We start from the raw sequence: 19722 nt of genomic DNA, 5'->3' as shown, positions 1-19722 counted from the left end.
GGCGTTGCATTTAGTCCGCCAAAAGAACGGGCCGGTCCCCAAGCATCCAAGGGCTGCGCGCCCGGTGAGCTTCGTCTGTTTCGCCATCATCGCTCAGGCTCCGAAATCGTCGTAGAAGATAGAGGCAGGTTCGACCCCCAGGGACTCGAGCGTCGACAGGACAGCCGAGATCATCACCGGCGGACCGCAAAGGTAATATTCACAGTCTTCGGGCGCCGGATGCGCCTGCATCTGCCGTCTCAGGGTCTCGTGAACGAAACCGATCGCGCCCGTCCAGCGGTCGCCGGGGGCAGGATCGGACAAGACCGGGGTCCAGCCGAAGTTGTCATGCGCCGCGGCCAGCGCCTCGAACTCTTTGGAATAAAACAGATCGGCCGCGGACCGGGCACCGTAGAAATAGCGGATCCGCCGCGTAGTGCCGTTCCCAAGCTCTTGATGGATCATCGCCCGCAAAGGCGCCATGCCGACGCCCCCTCCGATATAGACCATCTCGCGGTCGGTCGGCTTCACATGGAAATCGCCGAACGGGCCAGACAGCTTGATTTCGTCTCCTGGCCTCAACGAGAACAGCCAGGACGAAACGAGACCCGGCGGGATCTCATCCTCCTGCCCTGCCGGCGGCACGGCGAGACGGATGTTGAACACGGCGCGGCCTGCATCCTCTGGACGGCTGGCAAGCGAATAGGCGCGCGTGACCTCGGTGTCGGATGCGATATCGAGAGACCGCCAACCCGCAATTTCCCAAGCCTCGCGGAAGGCTTCGGGCACCTCCAGATCCGCGAAGCGCAGGTCATAGGCCGGGGCGGTGATCTGCATGAAATCCCCGGCCTTGAAGTCGGCGGGATGGTCCTTTGGCAGATCGACGACGATCTCGCGGATCAGCGGCGCCAGCATCCGTGTCGAGACGACGGTGCAGACGATCCCGCCCCCGGCGCCAAGGATATCGGCAGGCACCTCGACAGCGCAGTCGCCCCGCAGGCTGGTCTGGCAGGCCAGCCGCACATGATCGCGTCGCTCGCCTGCGGACAGCACCCCACGTTCGGTCGCCAGCGGCTCTCCTGCGCCGGCACCGGTCACACGGACCCGGCAAAGCCCGCACGTCCCCGATCCGCCACAGGCAGCCGGGATCATGACGCCGGACGCATGTAGCACGCCCAGCAGCTTGTCCCCCCGGCGCGCGCCAAGGTGGATCGTTCCGTTTACGGTAACATCCAGCCCGCTGCTCGGCACCAGCCTTCGCCGAAGGGCCACAAGGCCAACGGTCAGCCCGACGATCAGACCAATAATGACGATGCTGCCCAGCAAGACCTCGGTCATTGCGCTGCCGCCATTTGTGCGATGGCCGCAAAGCCAAGCGACAAAAGCCCCGTCAGGATGAAGGCGATGCCAAGCCCGCGCAGTCCCGCCGGGAGATCGGCGTAAGCCAGACGGGTCCGGATCGACGCCAGCATCGCCACCGCGAGGGCAAATCCAACCCCGCTGCCAAGGCCAAACACCGCGGATTCCGCGAATGTGTAGCTGCGCTCGACCATGAACAGGCTGCCCCCCAGAATGGCGCATTGCACGGTCAGCAGAGGCAGGAAGACGCCGAAGGCCGCATAGATCGAGGGTACGAAACGGTCCAGCACCATCTCGAGCAATTGGACCGAGGCAGCTATCACGCCGATGAAGGCTATGAGCGACAGGTAGGACAGGTCGATCTCGGGCAGGCCCGCCCAAGCCCATGCGCCGGGGGCAAGGAAGAACCGGTAGATCAGGTGATTGAGCGGTACGGTCACACCCAGCACGCCCGTCATCGCTACGCCAAGTCCCAGCGCCGCCTCTGGCCGCTTCGACAGGGCAAGGAACGTGCAAAGCCCAAGAAACAGGGTAAGCGGCATGTTGTCGACGAAAGCCGCGGTCAGGAACAGGGTCCAAAGATCCGTCATTCGGCAGGCTCTTCGGACAGGGGCGGCGTCGTTTCGCGCGGCTCGGACTGTTCGGGCAGGACGCTGCGGACCGCCCAGACCAACAGGCCCAACAGGAAGAAGGCCGACGGCGCCAGCAGCATCAGGCTAAGCGGTGTGAACCAGCCGCCTTCGCTTGCCAACGGCAGGACCTGAACGCCGAACAGGGCGCCTTTACCGAACACCTCGCGGAGACCGCCAATCACAATCAGGATCAGCGAATACCCCAGACCGTTGCCGAAAGCGTCGATCATCGCCGGAAGCGGGGCGTGATGGCGGGCATAGGCTTCGGTCCGGCCAAGGACGAGGCAGTTGGTCGTGATCAACCCGACGTAGACCGAAAGGGCCCGGCTGATGTCAGGCAGGTAGGCCTGCAAAACCTGGTCGATCACGATGACCAGCGAAGCGATGATGACGATCTGCACGATAAGCCGGATGGCATCGGGGATGTGGCGCCGGATCAGGCTGATGACCCCGGCGGCGAGGGTCACGACGATGGTCAGCGACGCCGACATGGTCACCGCCGTCGCAAGCGTCGTGGTCACCGCCAGCGCCGAACAAATCCCCAAGATCTGAAGCGTCACCGGGTTCTGCCGGATCAGGGGGTCCGTGAGGGTCGACCAGTATCCACCGCGCATGCGCATGGCTCAGAACTCCCCCCGCTGTACGGCATCCAGGAAGGGGCCATAGCCATCCGGTCCCATCCAGAAGCGGATCATGTTCGTCACCCCGATACCGGTGCGGGTCGCGCCGGTGATGCCGTCGACCTCGTGGATGCTTGACGCGGTGCCACGGGCAACCCGGAACAGCACCGCACCGGTGTCGCCGCGCAGCTCGGTGCCCGAAAACGCCGCCTGCCAAGCCGCCTCGTCGATCCGCCCGCCAAGGCCCGGCGTCTCTGAATGGCTGGTCACCGCGATGCCCGCCACGGTATTCATGTCGCCCCGCAGCGCCATGATCGCGTCGATCCGCCCGCCATAGCCCTGCCCGCTAAGCGGCAGCAAAAGCAGCGATATTTCTTCCCCGCTGCGCAGCAGAAAGACCTGCACGTAGTTCGGCCGTTGGCCAAGCCCCGCAAGATCCTGTCCAGCGTCCATCGCCGACCAGTTGGCCGGATCGGCAAGCGCGGCCTCAAGCGTGGCCGGTGTCACCCCCGCCGCCGCGCGCCCGCTTTCAAGGTCGATCACCACCCGCGACAGCATACCGCCGGATTGCTCCAGCAGGTCGGCCATTCCGGGAATGCCCTCGACCAGAGAGGCGATGTGCGCCTGCTCTTCCGCCGCCCGGTTCGCCGCCTGTATCGGGCGCATCAGCACCGTCGCGCCGCTGACCAGCGCGGCGCAGATCCCCGAGACCAAGAAGGCCATAAGCACCGTCTTTGCGCGGCTTTCATTGGGCAGCGCCAGCAGACGGCGCAGAGGATTTCGGTCAGGTCCGGCCATGTCGCCGCCTCCGTTTGGCTACCCAGATTGCCAAGGCGACCTCGTCAAGCAATGGCGCGGCGAGAGAGGCCAAAAGCGCCGCGGCGACGGCGATCTGTGCGGGCGCCGCGCCGGTCCAGCCGTTCGCGAAAAGAACGACAAGCGCCGCATAAAGCGCCCCCATCAGCCAGCGGCCGGGCATCGTAGCGGCGCTGGTCACCGGGTCCGCGACCAGCAGCACAAGGACGATGCCGGCGGTCAACAAAGCGGGCTCCGGCAGCAGCCCCGCCACCGCCGCCAGTCCGCCCACAACGCTCGCAGCGACGATCACACCACCCGGCATGACGCCGACGGCAACCCCGATTGCCGCCGCCGGGATCGCGGCCCAAGCGACTTGCGGGTCGAAGCCGGGCCAGCCGAAGGCCGGAAAGCCGAAACCTAGAAACGACAATGTCACCGTCGCCGGATTCACCACGTTCCGGCCCCAGCCGCCGAAGACAAGCTCGCCCATCACCACACCGAAGCTGATGCCCAGCGCGCTGCGGAATGTGCCAAGCTGCTCTGGCGCGAGCATCGCGATGGCAAGCGCCGTCACGACCCCGGCAAGCGACGGCGCCTGCGCCCGAACCAGCATGAAGACGAGGTGCCAGAAACCGACGACCAGGATGCATAGGCCAAGCTGGCCAAGGGCCGCCACGCCGCCGGACAAAAGCCAGAACAGGGCAAGCGGCATGTAGGCCGCAAGCAGGAATAGGGCCACCGTCTCGCGTGTCCAAAGGCCCCGGGTCATGTGGCGAACTCCGATTGAATCCGGTCCAGCATGGCGCGGAGGGTGACGGTCAGACGGCCTTCCTCGCCAAGGACATAGTCGGCAAGGGCCACATCCTCTTCCAACAGCGACAAGACACCCAGTTTCATCGCGGCCTCGTCGTCCCCGGCGGCAAGGGCCCGGATGAAGGGTGCGGCTGGCAGGGACGCGCCGAATGCTTGGGTCAGCGCGGCGGTGGGTATCGCGGGCTTCGGGCCCGGCGACCTTTTCAGCGCAGCAACAAGCCAATGAGGATGCGGGGCCGCTGCCGGTCGGGGCAGGACAGTGATCTGCCGGTCTCGCGGGCCAAGCCATGTGGCCGCCTGCCCGTCCAGCGGCGAACCCGACAGCGTGACGTGCTGCCCCGGGCGAACGATCCTGCGCGTCAGTTGCCGCAGATCGGCGCCGGGATGGGTGCGCAGCGTCCGGCCTTCGCGAAGGGCGGCCCCCGCGACGGACACCAGCCGATCCATGGGCAGGACGCCCGTCTTCAACAGGACGCCCAGGGCGGCCACATCCTCGGCATGGATATCCCAGACCGGCGAGTCCAGTCCGGCAGGAACATAGCGATGGATGCACAGGCCCGCCGATCCCTGGGGATGTCGCGTGCCCCGCGCAACACACCGGACGCGGCCCTCGACCCGGACCGCATCCGGCCCGTGACACAGCAGCACGGGGCCCTTGGTCAGGCGCAGCAGGGCGTCGAGCCCTCGGGCCAGATCCTCGTCGCGCCCCTCCAGCGCCTTGCGGGGATCGGGGGCGAACATCCGGGTATCGGTGGCCATGACGATGATCGCCGCAGGCACCTCGTCGGCTGCGGGCATGCCGCCAAAGGGACGTCGCCGGATCAGCGGCCAGACCCCCGCAGACCGCATAAGCCCGCGAAGGCCCTCGACGTCGTTTGCGTCAGGCAGATCGTACCGCTGAATGGGGCCATCCGGGGTGCGGAACAGGACGATCTCGGACAGTCTCCGGCCCGGGCGCAACGACAGGCGGGCGACACGACCGGCGACGGGGGCGACAAGACGGATCTCGGGCGCGTGGCGCAGACTGGCCACCGGCGCGCCACGGGCCACCTCGTCGCCTTGGGCTACCATAAGCTCGATCGGTTCGTCCGGGCCCGGTGGCAAGCAGACTGCCGCCTCTTCGGTTTCGACATCCGCGATATCGGGCGCAGGCGCAGGCGACGGGAATGCGGGTCGCAAGCCTGCATCTGCCGCGAAGAAGAACATGCCTCCCACTCCTTTGCTTGCCGCGCCCGCCGGTTTGGAACCGAAGACCCTAATGGATTCGCCGTATTTCGCGTGAAACGGTAACACTTCTGTGATCTACTCAAAGAAGAGATACGTCCGCGACAGGAGGCCAGCATGTCACAGCCGAAACTCTCTGCATTGATTCAAATCAGTATTGTGGTCGGGATGATTGCCGTCTTTCTGGCCAACATGAGTCTTGGACAAGAGACCGAAGCGCCCGAAGATCCTGCCGAGATACCGTTCGCGCTGCCCCGATCCGGGCCGTTCAATCCAGCGGACATCGACATTGGCAACGAGACGGCGATCGCAGACTGGTTCCGGTCCGCCCATGCCAACGCCGCGGCCGAAGCCTTCAGCCACTGGGACGATGACGGAGAGGTACAGGCGGCCTGTGCCACCTGCCACTCGGGCGAGGGGTTCAGGGATTTCCACGGCCTAGACGGGTCCGAGCCCGGGGTCGTCGATGGCACCATCGACGTCGGCGGCGTGGTTGATTGCGGAACCTGCCACAACGCCGGTCTTGCGCAGGTGACTGAAGTCACCTTTCCCAGCGGCCTTGTCCATCCGGTCCGGGGGGTCGAGGCCTCGTGCCTGACCTGTCACCAAGGCCGATCCGCCGGCACCGACGTGGCCGAGGCCATCGGCGATCAGGAACTTGATGCGCCCAACCCGGACCTGCGCTTCATCAACCCGCACTACGCCACGGCCGCCGCCACTTGGCTTGGCGGCTACGGCGCTGCCGGATACCATTACCAGGGACAAGACTACTCGGGCCGCTTCTTCCATGCCCGGCCGGTCGAGACCTGCAACTCCTGCCACCAGCCCCACACACTTGAGGTCGAGTTCGAGGCCTGCACAACCTGTCATCAGGCGGAAGAACCCGCGGCGATCCGTATCGCCCGGCAAAGCTATGACGGCAGCGGCGATACCGACAAGGGGATCAGCGCGGACATTCAGTCCAACGCGGACCTGCTTTTGGAGATGATCGAGGCCTACACCGACGATGTGGTGGGCGCGCCGGTGATCTACGACGGCAACAGGTATCCCTACTTCTTTGCCGACGCCAATCGGGACGGAGCCATCGACATGGCCGACGGGCGGCCCGTGGCCTATGCGTCCTGGACCCCGCGCAGCCTTCGGGCGGCGTTCAATTGGAAGCTAATCACCGCCGACCCCGGCAACTATGCGCACAATCCGCAATACACGCTTGAACTGCTTTACGATTCCATCGCGGATATGGCGGACCCACTGGGCGTGGACATGGAGGATCTGAACCTCCTGCGCTGAACGCGCCGGGAGACGCCGCTGGCCAGTGCGACGAAGGACGGGGCATGGAGCAGGCCTATATTCTGATCACGCTTGGCGTGCTTTTCCTGTTCGGGCTGGCGGCCGACCGTCTGGGCCGGATGACCCGCCTGCCCCGCGTTACCATGCTGTTGCTCATGGGACTCGCGGTCGGCCATTCCGGCTTTGGCCTGCTGCCACCCCAAGCGGTCGGCTGGTTCGAACCGGTCTCGGTCGTGGCCCTGACGATGGTCGCCTTCCTTCTGGGCGGGGAACTGACGCGGAAAAACCTGTCCCGCCACGGTCGGGCGATCCTGACCCTGTCGATCAGCCTGACGATAGGGACGACACTGATCGTTTGGCTGGGGCTAAGCCTGTTCGGGCTGGCTCCGGGCATGGCGCTTCTGCTTGGCGCCATCGCGACGGCCACCGACCCCGCGGCGGTCTCGGACGTGATCCGGCAGACGCGTATCCGCAACGGGTTCACTGGTACAATCAGCGGCGTGGTGGCCATCGACGATGTCTGGGCCATCGTGGTCTTCAGCGTGTGCCTGTCCCTTATCGGCGTCGAGGAAGGATGGGCCATCCCGCTGATCGATGCAGCGCGCGACCTTGGCGGTGCGGTGATCCTTGGCACGGTCATCGGCGTGCCGGCCGCCTATCTGACCGGGCGGCTGACGCCCGGAGAACCGCAGCAGACCGAGGCAATCGGCGTCGTCTGCCTGACGGCCGGCCTCGCGCTGTGGCTGGACGTGTCCTACATCGTTGCCGGGATGACGGCAGGGATGCTGATCGCCAATCTCGCGCGGCACCACGACTATGCGTTCAACGAGATAGAGAAGATCGAGCAGCCATTCATGCTGCTGTTCTTCCTCCTTGCAGGCGCGTCGCTAAACACGGGCGCTTTGTGGACCCTTGGCGGCATCACGCTGGCTTACTTGGCGCTGAGAACGATCGCCCGCATCGTCAGTTGCGAAGCGTGGGCGCGGATGACCCGAGTCCCGAAGGCCGAGTCGCACCTGTACGGGCCTGCTTTGCTGCCGCAGGCCGGGGTTGCGGTGGGCATGGCGTTGGTCGCGGCGGAAACGATGCCGGACTGGGGCGAAACCATCATGACGCTCACGATCGCAGCGACGGTGGTGTTCGAAGTCTTGGGGCCGCCGCTCACCCTGTTTGCGATCCGGCGCTCGGACGGGGCCAACGCAAAGGCCAGCGAAAGTTAAAGACTTTCTGCGACGCCACGGATGCAAGCCCGCCGGACGACGCGGAACCATGATGAAGGTCAAGTCCTGCACTTCTGAAGTATGCTATTCATCAAGCGCCAGCGAACCGACCCGATCAGGACCATGCCCCGACCAATCAACCGGCCAGACAATGCCTTTGCGATGGCCCGCGACGACGTGCTGCGGCAGTTGGATGTGGACGCGGCAAGCGGTCTGAGCACGCCAGAGGCACGGGAAAGGCTGCTCAGGTTCGGCCGGAACCAATTGCGGCGGCAAAAGCCGAAAAGCGCGCTGCTTATCTTGCTTCACCAGTTCAAGGGCCTGATCGTATGGCTGCTGCTGGCCGCCGCCGGTCTGTCGCTTGCCTTCGGCGACACCATCGAGGCCGCCGCGATCGCGGTGATCCTTGTCCTGAACGGCACCATCGGTTTCGTCACCGAGTTCCGGGCTGCCCGCTCGATGGAGGCGCTGTTCCGCATCGACAAGGTGCGAACCCGCGTCCGCAGGGACGGCAAGGTTCAGGCCATCGACGCCGGGGACGTGGTGCCCGGCGACATCGTGATCCTAGAGGCCGGCGACATCGTTACAGCGGATCTCCGAGTGATGTCCGGGGACGGCCTGCAATGCGACGAGTCCGTCCTGTCCGGCGAGTCGCTGCCGACGGAGAAATCGCAAGCGCCGGTCGCGCCCGGAACGGTGCTGGCCGACAGAAGCAGCATGCTGTTCAAGGGCACCGCACTGACCGGGGGCGCAGGCGAGGCTGTCGTCGTCGCGACCGGGGCGGACTCGGAACTCGGGCGCATCAGTGAGCTGGTGCAAGAGGCCAGTTCCGATGCCTCGCCGCTGGAAAAACGGTTGGAAGACCTCGGCAACCGCTTGATCTGGGTCACCTTCGCGTTTGCCGCACTCGTCATCGGAGCGGGGGTCGTGCAGGGCCATCCGTTGACCGACATGATCCAGACCGGCGTGGCGCTGGCGGTCGCTGCCATTCCCGAAGGCCTGCCCGTTGTCGCCACGCTGTGCCTTGCCAGAGGAATGCTTCTCATGGCGAACCGCAATGCGCTCGTCCGGCGATTGTCGTCTGTCGAGACGCTGGGTTCGACCACCATGATCCTGACCGATAAGACCGGCACCCTGACCGAGAACCGGATGACCGTGGTCCGCTACATGCTGGAAGGCCGGGACGTGGACCTGCCGCAGACCGAACCGGCCCGCGAGGGCGATCCTTTGGGCTTGGCTTTGACCATCGGAGCCCTGTGCAACAATTCGGACCCGGGCGACGGCGCGCGCGGCGGCACCGGCGATCCGATGGAGCTTGCGCTTATGCGCGCCGCGAAGGCCGAAGCGCCCCGGATCGAGGCGACCCCGAGGGTCAAGCAATACGCTTTCGACACCGATAGCCGAATGATGGCCACTGTTCACACAGACGGCCCGGGATTTCTTTATGCCGTGAAGGGCGCGCCCGAAGCTGTGATGGCCGCTTCGACCACCGTCCTGACCGGCGACGGCCTACGCCCTTTGACCGCCGAAGACCGGGTTGAATGGGCGCGCAGAAACGACGAGGCGGCAGCCACGGGGCTGCGATGCCTTGGGCTGGCGATGAAGCAAAGCGGCAGCGACGACGAGGCGCCCTATTCCGGTCTGACGCTGGTGGGGCTTGTCTGCCTTGCCGATCCGCTGCGGACCGATGTGCCGGCGGCAATTTCCGCCTGTCGTCGTGCGGGCATACGCGTCGCGATGATCACCGGCGACCACGCCGAAACCGCAGCCCGGATCGCCAGAGATGCCGGGATCTGCGACGACCGGCCGGTCGTGATCAACGGTGCCGACCTCGTTGAATTCGATCCCGGCTCTGCCGGTGCGGAAGACCTTGAACGCATCCGGTCGGCCGACGTCTATGCCCGAATTGCGCCTGAGACAAAGCTGGCGCTGGTGCGGTCGTTTCAAGACAGCGGCCAGATCGTTGCCGTGACCGGGGATGGCGTGAACGACGCCCCCGCCTTGAAAAAGGCAGATATCGGGATTGCGATGGGCCAACGCGGCACGCAGGTGGCCCATGAGGCGGCGCATATGGTGCTGAGGGACGACAACTTCGCCACCATCGCCGAAGCGGTGCGACAGGGACGCGTCATCTTCTCGAACATCCGCCGGTTCGTCGTTTACCTGATGTCCTGCAACCTGTCCGAGGTGATGGTCGTGGGGTTGGCCGTCGGCTTCGGCCTGCCAGCGCCGCTGCTGCCGCTTCAGATCCTGTATCTCAACCTTGTCACCGACGTTTTCCCTGCCTTTGCCCTTGGCATGGGGCGCGGCAGCGGCGACGAAATGCACAGACCTCCGCGCGATCCGAAGCAGCCGATCATCGGCCGGGCAGAGTGGATACAGATCACGATGCTTGGGTCGTTTCTGACAGCCACGACGCTGATCGCCTTCGCTGGTGGTCTCTGGTTCCTGGATCTGGGAGCCGCCGAAGCCACCACCGTGGCCTTCGTGACGATCTCGTTGGGACAACTGTGGAACGTATTCAACGCGCCCGAATTCGGCGTCCGCCTCTTTGCGAACGACGTCTACCGCAGTGCCTATGTCTGGGGCGCGCTTGGCCTGTGCCTTGCCCTGATCGCGCTGGCGATCTGGCAGCCGCAGATCTCGCAGGTTCTGGGCCTTTCCTATCCCGGGCGCCACGGCTTGATGCTGGCGGTGGGGCTGAGTGCCATGAACCTAATCTTGGGGCAGCTGTTCCTTATGGCCGCGCCGCGACTGTTCCAAAGGGGGCGACCCGCCTAGCATCTCGGCGATGGGTGGTGTCGGCCTGCCCTGCTTCGGCGCGCATCTTCAGCCGACGCGATGTTTTCCTCTCCACCAAACCCGCTATCTGTTGCCTCGGACCCTGACGAACTATTTCATTCCCAGTGCAACCCAAGGCAATCCGGTCTCCGCGGTTGGCGTGAAACGGAAAAGGACAGGACATGAGCGGACTTCTGGCGCTTCTCGACGACGTGGCGGCCATCGCCAAAGTGGCGGCGTCCTCGGTGGACGATGTCGTCGGTCAGGCCGTCAAAGCGTCCTCGAAGGCAGCAGGCGCATTGATCGATGACGCGGCAGTGACCCCGAAATACGTTCACGGGTTCTCCGCCGACCGCGAAATCCCGATCGTCTGGAAAATCGCGCGCGGATCTCTGTTCAACAAGCTTGTCATCCTGCTGCCGCTCGCGCTGCTCCTGTCCACCTTCGCGCCGTGGGCCATCACGCCGCTGCTGATGCTGGGCGGCGCGTATCTGTGCTTCGAAGGCGCCGAGAAGGTCTGGCACGCCATTAATCCGAACGATCACCACGCCGAAGAGGTCTACGCGGCCAAGCTCGAGGATGCGCACCTTGAAGAGAAAAAGGTCGCCGCAGCCATCAAGACCGACTTCATCCTGTCTGCCGAGATCATGACGATCACCCTTGCGGCACTGCCCGAGGACCTGTCGATCTGGTTCCTGACGGCCGCGCTCGCGGTTGCGGGTCTGCTGATCACCGTCGTCGTATACGGCGCTGTCGCGTTGATCGTGAAGGCCGATGACCTTGGCCTGCATATGGCGTCCGCCGGGAGGCTGTCGATCACGCGAAAGGTCGGCGTCTTCATCGTGCGCGCAATGCCGAAGCTCATGTGGCTTCTGGTCGTGGTCGGCACGGCGGCCATGATCTGGGTGGGCGGATCGATCATCCTTCACGGGCTGCACGATCTTGGCCTGCACGCCCCTTATGACATCATTCACGACCTAGCAGTCTCGGCGGCAGCGGCGGTGCCCTCGATGGCCGGCGCCGTCGAGTGGACTGTCACCGCCTTTCTGGACGGGTTGGTCGGGCTTTTCCTTGGGCTTCTCCTGATCCCGGTCGCAAAGTTCGCGATCGATCCGCTGCTTGGGCTTTTTCGGAAAAACGACGTCGCGAAGGCGGGGTGAGGGTTTCGCCAGACGAGGTCGAGCTCGGCTCCACCTAGGCGCCACCATCGTCGCTTACACTGCGCAAAAACCGCGTCTTACTTTCCGCAAAGGCTCTCGACGATCTCGCTGGCCCTGTCGTTGTCAAAGCCGCGAATGTCCACATGCCCGTCAAGTACGGGTGCGTGGATGACGGCCTCCAGCACAAGCCGGCCTTCGTTTTCGATTGCCATCGTCTCGCCGACCCGATCCGTCGTCACCTGCCCCATCGTGCGGGCGCTGCGTGCGTCGAAGACCATCGAAACGCCCGCGCGGTCGGTCTCTGGGTCCGTAAGCGCCTTGGCCGAGGTGATCGTCACCGGCCAGCTGGTGTCACCGATGACAAGCGCCAGCGCGGCATCTGAACACTCGGCCCATGCCGGCCCGGACAGCAGCACCGCAGTGAGACTGGACAGGGCAAATTTTCTAAGAAAGATCATCATTTCATACCTCGCAACATCAGGTTGGTGTCACGGGTAGGCTAGCCGTTCCGGCCGCAAAGTCGCTGAGGCCGATCCCTCATTCCGGGCGGCCCGGGATCAGAGAAACTGGTCGCCTTCCAGCAGCCCCGACTTGAGGGCATAGGCAATCAGCTGCGCCACGGAATGAACCTGAAGCTTGGCCATCAGGCGCGTCCGATGGTTATCCACGGTCTTGGCGCTGATCGACAGCCGCTCGGCAATCGCCGCGTTCGAGCAGCCTTCGGCGATCAGGTACAGGACTTGCCGCTCGCGCAGCGTCAGGTCCTCGCGGCCCGCGCTTTCCGCCGCTTCAAGGATGTCGACCACCGCGCGCGCGACGAAGGTCTCGCCGTCCAGGATCATGGAAATGCCGCGCGCCAGTTCTTCGGGCGGCGAGTTCTTCAAAAACAGTCCGTCCACGCCGACCGCGATCCAGTCGGCAAGCCCCTGCGCAGAGGTCATGCCGGTGATCACGGCACATCGCGTTCCCGTCGACCAGCGACGGACCTCGCCGAACACTTCCATCCCGCGCGCCAGTGGCATGGCGCTGTCCAGCAGCAAAAGATCGGGGCGCATCGTCTTGACCAGCGCCAGCGCCTCGATCCCGTTTTCGGCCTCGCCCACTATCGAAACGCGCTCCAGACCGGCCAAAACTGCTTTGAGACCGTCACGGACGACTGCATGATCGTCGGCAATTACGATTTTACGGAAATCCGGTTTCGACGATGCGTCCATTTTCCTCTCTCCGCGCCTGGCTTCTTGGCATAGCATTTTGCACTATCGCGGTCACGTTCGCGTTGCTTGCGCCCGGCGCGCTTATCTTGAACGGGGTGTTCGAGCCCCCCGGCGGCCGACTGGTCCCGACGCTTCCGTCCTCGCTTGACATCACCGACCTCGAAAAGGTCGACAACCTGCTGGCGCACATGGTGCAGATCGACGCGCTGGATCAGGAAATCTGCCCGGTCGAAAGCGGCACCCCTCTGTTGGACGTGTTGGGCACCCTGCCTCACGAACACGCCGTTTTCGGCTGCGTCCGGCTGACCAGCATCGACGACTACCCCGGCGCGTGGCGAGTCGATCTGGGGACAGAGCAAATCGTCGGTATCGTCCTGTACCAGATGCTCGACGACGGTCCGTTCGAGATCCTTGCCAACGACCCGGGTATGACACTGGAGGATCGGCAGGCCGACCATGCGCGACTTGCCTCGTGGCCTATCGCGGTCGGCGCCTTCGAGACCGTTGAACTGCGGGTGCGCCTGATGTCATCGGACTACACCGAAAACACCACCTTTCCCGTCACGATGCTGCCCGAGGTCGACTTCGACGCTGCGATCCGCGACCGGACCCACCTTTTCGGCGGCCTCCTCGCGTCTTGCGGCCTGCTCATCCTGTTCTTTCTGACCTTCGGCAGCCTGCTCCGGTCCCGCCCGGCCCGAAGATACGCGCTGTACTTCGGATTCGTGGCGGCGCTGATCTGGACACGCGAATTCTACCCGATGACCCTGTTGCCCGGGACGATGCCCGTCGGAATTATCGCGATCCTCGAACAGATCCTGACCTCGTTCCTGCTGCTTGCCCACGTGCGCTTCACGCAGGCGTTCGTCTCCGAGGGCCTGCCCGACCATCCGCTCGCCGCGGCGGGCAGAACAGTGTTCTGGGTCGGCCTCGCCCTTTTCCTGCTCAAGTTCACGGTCATAGTGGCGGTCGTCTTAATTGCAGGAGACAGGGCCGGTTCGTACGAGACCTTCACAGACACCCTCATGACCCGATCGGCGGCGATCGCGCAGGTCGGCGGTATGGCGGTGCTGCCCGCGCTGATCGCCAGCTATGCAGCGGCAGTCTCATACACGCTTGTCAGGCACAGGATCGAGGGCGGACGGATCTTCGCCCTTGGCGCGGCCGTGCTGTTTACCGGCGTGCTGTGGACGCTGTTCGTGTACATTCAGGGCGAAATTCCAAACATGGTGAGGCCGGATACGGCGTGGTTGGCGGTTCTCTTTGTCGTCGATGGGCTGATCTTCGCGGCCGCCATCGCAAGCCAGACCTTCGGGCTTCGGCGCCAGAGGGACGTCGCACGGGAAGCCGAGCTTGACGCCTCGCGCGAGCAGGCGCGGCTGGCCGAGACCCTCCTGTCGGCCCGGATGGATCTGGACAAGGCGCGGGATCTGGCCGAGCGCCACCGCTCGCGGCTGGCACTCACAAGCCACGACCTTCGCCAGCCGCTCCTGTCGCTGCGCCTGTCCCTGACCGAGGCAGAGCGTGATGCCCCAAGCTTGGCCGAGGCGCTGCGCCCAAGCCTCGAATACTTAGGGGCCATATTGGAGGACAGTCTTGAAGATGCGCGCCCGGATCCCGACGCGGGACCGGATCACGGCCACGACCGGGGCGATGCGTCCGACGTCGTGCCGCTGGACGTCATTCTCAGGAACGCGGTCCGCATGTTCTCGGACGAGGCCGCGGCGAAGGGACTGCGGCTGCGCTATGTGCCCTGCTCGCTTGCCGTCGACGTGGCGCCCGTCGCCCTGATCCGCATCGTGTCGAACCTCCTGTCGAACGCCATCAAGTATACGGACAAGGGGTCGGTGCTGATCGGCGTGCGCAGAGGCGGCGAGACGGTCACGCTTGAAGTCCATGACACCGGCCCCGGCCTGACCGAGGCAGAGATCGCGGACGTCAGGCAAGCGTACCGGCGCGGAAGCCAGTCGGACCAGGTCGATGGCGAGGGCATCGGTCTGGTCAGCGCCGAGTTTCTGGCAGCGCGGCAGAACCTCGGCCTGTCGATCCGAAGCATCAAGGGGCGCGGGTCGTGCTTCGCCGTCGAGGGCCTGCGACCGTCCCGCGAGGATGGGGCCGCGTCGTCGGGTGCGGCTGATCACGGGGATGGACCCGCCCCCCTGCGACAGTCCGCCGGAACCGAATGAGGGATCGCCCTCATGTGTCTGCGGGCGGTCTCTCGGTAATCCTGATGTCACAGGGCAGGAAATGGTTCCGATGCCCAGAACACAGGACAAAGACAATGATTTCGATCACCAACAAAATCGCCCGCACCGCCCTTTTCGCCACCCTCGCCCTTGGCACCCTTGCAGGGACCGGCGCTGCCCAAGCCCAACAGGCGCGCGAGTACTGCTTCAACAACAGCGACAAGGTCAACGTGCTGGCCGGTGACTTCTCGTCGGGCTTCTACGCCTACCCCCTCGGCCGCAACGGCAACTCGCTGTACTACCAGCGCGTCGGCAACACGAACCGCTACGTCGGCACCACCGGCGCCATCTACACCCTGTTCTCGGATGGCCGCGCGACCTGGAGCGACGGAAGCCAGATGATCAACCTGTACTACTGCCGGTGAAGCGCCGCTGGACACAAGACGCGAGGGGCGGATAGACGCCCCTCGCTTATGCGTTTTGCAGGGTACCGTCCGAGGAACTCGAACCGGATTTTAGTGGGACAGGAGGGCTGTCCCTTACACTGCGCAAAGACCGCGCCACTCAGCGAGAGAGGCGGCGCGGTTCTCTTTATAGTGGGCCCTGGAGAAGAGGCTTCGCTCCGAGTTGAATGCGTTGCCGACCACAGTGTGAACGGCTGCGGATTTCCGTAGACCTCGCTCCCGCGGAAAGCGCTGCATGACCCGCTCTGCCACGCTCAACCGGAATCCTTCTGACAAAGCCTTGCAGGGGGCATCGGTGAATGGGTCGGACCCAAATTTCGATGGATCGGGCAGCTGGGTGATGGTATTCTGCAACCTGTGGTATATCCCTTTCTCGGCTGAGAATTGTCGACGGTTGAACGCCGCCATGGTATGCCGCCCCTCAGGGCACCACCAACTTTTGTGCGTTTCTCAGAGCCACCTGCCGCCAACCACTGACTTCCTCATTCCTGGAAGGATACCGCCAAGGGAAGCCGCGCTTAAAAAGTTGCGGTTTGGTAGGCCTTTGATTGAAGTGGGAACGGCCAAATTAGGGCTGCTCCACTCGTTAGCGTTCAGATCTCAAGGATGCTGGGCGATCGGAGCACTACGGTGAAAAGGGAGTAAGTAAATGGCAGTCAGATACATTGGAACAGACTTCGACGGCGTCGATGTGGATGCCAACTCGGACCTGTGGGTCCTTCGTGAAGGATTTACATTGTCAAATGTAGCGGATGCTTTCGACTTTCTAGGTTTTTTCAGTGCAACTCTGGTGATCGACGGCACGGTTTACAGCCAGACCGACGCCGTCGACTCGGATGCTGGCTCATCAGGCAATACCGTCAACGTGGGAGTCACCGGCAGTGTGTTTGGCAGCAGCGACGGTATCGAGATGTCGGGCAACAATCACGAGATCTACAACTACGGAGAGGTAACCGGCCTAAATGATCGTGCGATCCAGATGATCGGCGATGGGAGCAAGATCCTGAATGCCGGGACGGCATATGGTCAAAGCGATGGAATTTCGATGGAGGGCGACAATAATCTCCTGACCAATACCGGGCTTATAGCCGGGGAGTTCGACGGGGTTAACGTCTCTGGAAATGGCTCAAAGGTTTACAACTCTGGCGAAATCACCGGGGATCGCAATGGGTTTGAATTCAATACGCTTGCAGGTGAAGTCAATACTCTAGAGAACGCAGGTATTATTGCCACGACAGGAGTCTCGGGGGATGGCGTCCGAGGCGATTTCGGCGACGAGACCGTGATCAATTCAGGAACTATCTTGGGAGATGTCGTTCTTGGGGCCGGCATGGACATTTTCGATGGCCGCGGCGGTTTCGTGTCCGGGTGGGTCGACGGTGGCGCAGACAACGATGTCTTCATAATTGACGATACAAATGCCCGACTTTACGAAGCGCCCGGTGGCGGTGTGGACACGGTTGAGAGTCAGGCCGATTTCGCCCTTGGCGACTTCATAGAAAACCTTACCCTTCTGGGCGCGTCGGACATCGACGGGACCGGCAATAGCTCTCGCAACGTCATGACGGGCAATGCCGGGGACAATGACCTGTCGGGCGAAGGCAGCCGCGACACGATCGACGGCGGGATGGGCGACGACACCGTGGACGGCGGGCGCGGCGACGACGTTCTCGACGGCGACGCTGGAAACGACGTTCTGCTGGGCCGGAGCGGCGTAGACATCATGGACGGCGGCGAGGGCGACGACCTGTTGGCAGGCGGCCTAGGCGACGACATCATGAGTGGAAACGACGGCGACGACACGCTGAAAGGTGGCGAGGGCGCTGACACGATGACCGGCGGTGCGGGTCAGGACAATTTCGTTTTCACCCGCGTGTCGGACAGTGACGGCAGCGGCAGCGACGTGATCACCGATTTCACGCCGGGACAGGATGTGCTGGACTTTTCGGGCATGCTGACGGGGCAGTTCGACCTTTCGATCCTGGGCTCCTACAGTGGTACCGGCCCCAGCATCCGCACCTACGTGAACACGTCGGGTGACACCGTCGTTTTTGCCGATACGAACGGCGATGGCTTGTCCGACATGCGGATCGAGTTGGAAAATGTGACCGGCGTGACCGAGAGCGATTTCCTTCTCTGAACATTTGGGCCAATGGCTCAAAATAACGGAGCCTTGGCCCTATCCAACCGTCGAAGCAGGTTCCGCACGTTCGAGACATGCCAGCGGCGGTCTTGTCGCGTTCGGATGCCCTGTTCGTTCAGGGCGTCCATTATCTGCGGGAGCGAGGTGCAACCTCCTGCCCGAAGATCTAAGATGACCGGCTGAAGGCTCATGGCGAATTCGTCGGCATTGGTCGCCACAGTCTCCCTGAGGGCCTCCTCGCCTCACAGTTAGGCGGCAAGACGTCTACAAATATAGGGGCACCTCAGGGTGTGCCTGGTCATCGCCGTACGCTACTGGCATGCCCTGCTCTGCACCCGATCACCACGGGACAGTCGCCCCGTCGTAATTGATATGCATGCCGCTTTGCTCGGGCGTTGCGTTGGCTATGACCTGGCGCAACTGCGTCACGGACTCTTCGGGCAGCAATTCGCCCGCATAGTCGGTCATGCGTGTCTGGACAAGGCCCGGACGAAGGGCGAGGCAGATGCAGCCCCATGGCTTCCACTCTGCCGCCAACGAGCGCCACAGTTGGTTCAGCGCGGCTTTCGAGGCGCGGTAAACGAACTGGCGTTTGCCGGTGTAGGTGCCGTTCGACGCCGCAAGGCTGGAGATCTCGACCAGCGTCTTCTTCTCGCCGGCCTTCAGGTTTTCTTCGATCAGCGTGGCCAGCCGGAACGGCGCCCAGGTGTTGGTCAGCATCATCCGCTGCCAGTGCGCCTCGTGGATCTCTTCCGGCGCAAGCTGCTGGTCGTCGCCATAGCCCGCGTTCATGATCGCCACGTCGATGGCATGGCCTTTCAGCCGGGCGGCGACGTCGGCGACCGACGCTTCGTTCAGCCCGTCATAGCGCAGCTCGCGGGTGCCGGGGCCGAGGTCGACGATGTCCATCGGCTTGAACGGTGTGCGGTTGGCGGCAAGCACCTCCCAGCCCTCGGCGGCGTATTGGCGGGCAAATTCCAGCCCGATGCCACGGTTGGCGCCGGTGATCAGAACGGTAGGCATCACTTCATTCCTTTCGCGAGGACGATCACCACGGGACATCCAGCCCGTCGTAGCCGATGATCCGGCCGGCATCCGCAGGGGTCAGCCCTTCGACAACACGCTTCATACCGGCGACGCTTTCCTCGACCGCAAGCCCCTGCCCGCCTGTCATTTCGGTTGCCACGAAGCCGGGGCGCAGCAAAACGCAGGTCAGTCCCTCGGGCTCCCACTCCAGCGTCAGAGCGCGCCAGACGGCGTTCAACCCGGTCTTCGACGCGCGGTAACTGTACTGCTTTCCCCAGTCGTTCGCCTCGATGGAACTCATCAGGCTCGACATCGCGGTGACGATGCGTTTTTCGCCCGCCAGCAGGTTCGGTTTCAGCGCCGTGGCCAACGCGAGCGGGCCGAAGGTGTTGGTGCCGACGACCTTGAGGAACTCGTCCTTAGTGACCTCGGCGGGCTTTGCCTCGAGGTTGATGGCGATGCCCGCATTGGCGATCAGCACGTCGATGGGGCGCCCGTTCAGCGAATGAACCAGCGCAGCGATCGATGCGGGGTCGGTCACTTCCAAAGGCAGAACCTCTGCCCCGGTGGCGCGAAGCGCGTCGGCGGCTTCGGGGCGGCGTGCGGTGCCGATGACCTCCCAGCCGTCGGCGGCGAATTGTCGGGCAAGCTCTAGACCGATGCCCCGGTTCGCGCCCGATATAAGGATGGTGGCCATCCGGTGCCTTTCGTCCTGTTGCGTCGTTCCGCGCGGGCGCGTCGGATTCGACGGCTCCGCGACTTTGGTGTGTCATCGGTATTCCGATGTCATACCAAACCACAAGCCAAGCCATC

At 63.9% G+C, this 19722-nt stretch carries 18 protein-coding genes; 7 read left to right on the top strand and 11 right to left on the bottom strand.

The window, feature by feature from the left end; translation table 11 throughout:
- Positions 1 to 93 precede the first annotated feature (93 nt).
- The 6 genes from nqrF to P1K30_RS16140 are packed head-to-tail and all read right to left on the bottom strand — an operon-like array spanning position 94 to position 5407.
- Complete coding sequence (gene nqrF / locus P1K30_RS16165; RefSeq protein ID WP_275633797.1) at positions 94 to 1317, bottom strand: NADH:ubiquinone reductase (Na(+)-transporting) subunit F; 1224 nt, start codon at positions 1315 to 1317, stop codon at positions 94 to 96.
- Positions 1314 to 1928 (bottom strand): NADH:ubiquinone reductase (Na(+)-transporting) subunit E, encoded by a 615-nt coding sequence (nqrE, locus tag P1K30_RS16160; RefSeq protein ID WP_275633796.1) that lies wholly within the window; start codon positions 1926 to 1928, stop codon positions 1314 to 1316. The genes nqrF and nqrE overlap by 4 nt, the downstream gene beginning before the upstream one ends.
- The gene (locus P1K30_RS16155; RefSeq protein ID WP_275633795.1) at positions 1925 to 2584 is read right to left on the bottom strand and encodes an NADH:ubiquinone reductase (Na(+)-transporting) subunit D; all 660 of its coding nucleotides are present in this window, start codon (positions 2582 to 2584) and stop codon (positions 1925 to 1927) included. Before P1K30_RS16155 ends, nqrE begins: the two co-directional genes overlap by 4 nt.
- Positions 2585 to 2593: 9 nt before the next feature.
- Positions 2594 to 3388 carry an FMN-binding protein gene (locus P1K30_RS16150; RefSeq protein WP_275633794.1) on the bottom strand — a complete coding sequence of 265 codons (795 nt, stop codon included), beginning with the start codon at positions 3386 to 3388 and terminating at the stop codon, positions 2594 to 2596.
- The gene (locus tag P1K30_RS16145) at positions 3375 to 4157 is read right to left on the bottom strand and encodes an RnfABCDGE type electron transport complex subunit D (RefSeq protein WP_275633793.1); all 783 of its coding nucleotides are present in this window, start codon (positions 4155 to 4157) and stop codon (positions 3375 to 3377) included. Before P1K30_RS16145 ends, P1K30_RS16150 begins: the two co-directional genes overlap by 14 nt.
- The gene (locus tag P1K30_RS16140; protein ID WP_275633792.1) at positions 4154 to 5407 is read right to left on the bottom strand and encodes a Na(+)-translocating NADH-quinone reductase subunit A; all 1254 of its coding nucleotides are present in this window, start codon (positions 5405 to 5407) and stop codon (positions 4154 to 4156) included. Before P1K30_RS16140 ends, P1K30_RS16145 begins: the two co-directional genes overlap by 4 nt.
- 210 nt (positions 5408 to 5617) lie before the next feature.
- Between P1K30_RS16140 and P1K30_RS16135 the strand changes: the two genes are divergently transcribed.
- From P1K30_RS16135 to P1K30_RS16120, 4 genes are all read left to right on the top strand, one after another.
- Positions 5618 to 6715, top strand: coding sequence for a cytochrome c3 family protein (locus tag P1K30_RS16135; RefSeq protein ID WP_275633791.1), 1098 nt, complete (start codon positions 5618 to 5620; stop codon positions 6713 to 6715).
- A 44-nt stretch (positions 6716 to 6759) separates the two neighbouring features.
- A complete protein-coding gene (locus P1K30_RS16130) occupies positions 6760 to 7935 on the top strand; it encodes a cation:proton antiporter (protein ID WP_275633790.1) in 1176 nt (391 codons plus the stop codon).
- Positions 7936 to 8097: 162 nt separating this feature from the next.
- Positions 8098 to 10716 carry a cation-translocating P-type ATPase gene (locus P1K30_RS16125; protein ID WP_275633789.1) on the top strand — a complete coding sequence of 873 codons (2619 nt, stop codon included), beginning with the start codon at positions 8098 to 8100 and terminating at the stop codon, positions 10714 to 10716.
- A gap of 182 nt (positions 10717 to 10898) precedes the next feature.
- Positions 10899 to 11876 (top strand): DUF808 domain-containing protein, encoded by a 978-nt coding sequence (locus P1K30_RS16120; protein WP_275633788.1) that lies wholly within the window; start codon positions 10899 to 10901, stop codon positions 11874 to 11876.
- 77 nt (positions 11877 to 11953) lie between these two features.
- Here P1K30_RS16120 and P1K30_RS16115 read toward each other — a convergent pair whose 3' ends face one another.
- Both P1K30_RS16115 and P1K30_RS16110 read right to left on the bottom strand, forming a co-directional pair.
- Positions 11954 to 12334 carry a SecDF P1 head subdomain-containing protein gene (locus tag P1K30_RS16115; protein ID WP_275633787.1) on the bottom strand — a complete coding sequence of 127 codons (381 nt, stop codon included), beginning with the start codon at positions 12332 to 12334 and terminating at the stop codon, positions 11954 to 11956.
- Between the two features lie 99 nt (positions 12335 to 12433).
- Positions 12434 to 13090 carry a LuxR C-terminal-related transcriptional regulator gene (locus P1K30_RS16110; RefSeq protein WP_275633786.1) on the bottom strand — a complete coding sequence of 219 codons (657 nt, stop codon included), beginning with the start codon at positions 13088 to 13090 and terminating at the stop codon, positions 12434 to 12436.
- 95 nt (positions 13091 to 13185) lie between these two features.
- Between P1K30_RS16110 and P1K30_RS16105 the strand changes: the two genes are divergently transcribed.
- From P1K30_RS16105 to P1K30_RS16095, 3 genes are all read left to right on the top strand, one after another.
- Positions 13186 to 15276 carry a sensor histidine kinase gene (locus tag P1K30_RS16105; protein ID WP_275633785.1) on the top strand — a complete coding sequence of 697 codons (2091 nt, stop codon included), beginning with the start codon at positions 13186 to 13188 and terminating at the stop codon, positions 15274 to 15276.
- 95 nt (positions 15277 to 15371) lie between these two features.
- The gene (locus P1K30_RS16100) at positions 15372 to 15701 is read left to right on the top strand and encodes a hypothetical protein (protein WP_275633784.1); all 330 of its coding nucleotides are present in this window, start codon (positions 15372 to 15374) and stop codon (positions 15699 to 15701) included.
- 688 nt (positions 15702 to 16389) lie between these two features.
- Positions 16390 to 17880 carry a calcium-binding protein gene (locus P1K30_RS16095; RefSeq protein WP_275633783.1) on the top strand — a complete coding sequence of 497 codons (1491 nt, stop codon included), beginning with the start codon at positions 16390 to 16392 and terminating at the stop codon, positions 17878 to 17880.
- Between the two features lie 17 nt (positions 17881 to 17897).
- Here P1K30_RS16095 and P1K30_RS23980 read toward each other — a convergent pair whose 3' ends face one another.
- From P1K30_RS23980 to P1K30_RS16085, 3 genes are all read right to left on the bottom strand, one after another.
- Positions 17898 to 18074 carry a recombinase family protein gene (locus tag P1K30_RS23980; RefSeq protein WP_379562039.1) on the bottom strand — a complete coding sequence of 59 codons (177 nt, stop codon included), beginning with the start codon at positions 18072 to 18074 and terminating at the stop codon, positions 17898 to 17900.
- A 148-nt stretch (positions 18075 to 18222) separates the two neighbouring features.
- Complete coding sequence (locus tag P1K30_RS16090; protein WP_275633782.1) at positions 18223 to 18906, bottom strand: SDR family oxidoreductase; 684 nt, start codon at positions 18904 to 18906, stop codon at positions 18223 to 18225.
- Positions 18907 to 18931: 25 nt separating this feature from the next.
- Positions 18932 to 19606, bottom strand: coding sequence for an SDR family oxidoreductase (locus P1K30_RS16085; protein ID WP_275633781.1), 675 nt, complete (start codon positions 19604 to 19606; stop codon positions 18932 to 18934).
- Positions 19607 to 19722: the final 116 nt, after the last annotated feature.

Source organism: Psychromarinibacter halotolerans (assembly GCF_029168315.1).
GTDB classification, from domain to species: domain Bacteria; phylum Pseudomonadota; class Alphaproteobacteria; order Rhodobacterales; family Rhodobacteraceae; genus Psychromarinibacter; species Psychromarinibacter halotolerans.
The sequence above is the reverse complement of the archived record's forward strand: the minus strand, read 5'-3'. Positions and strand labels throughout refer to the sequence as shown.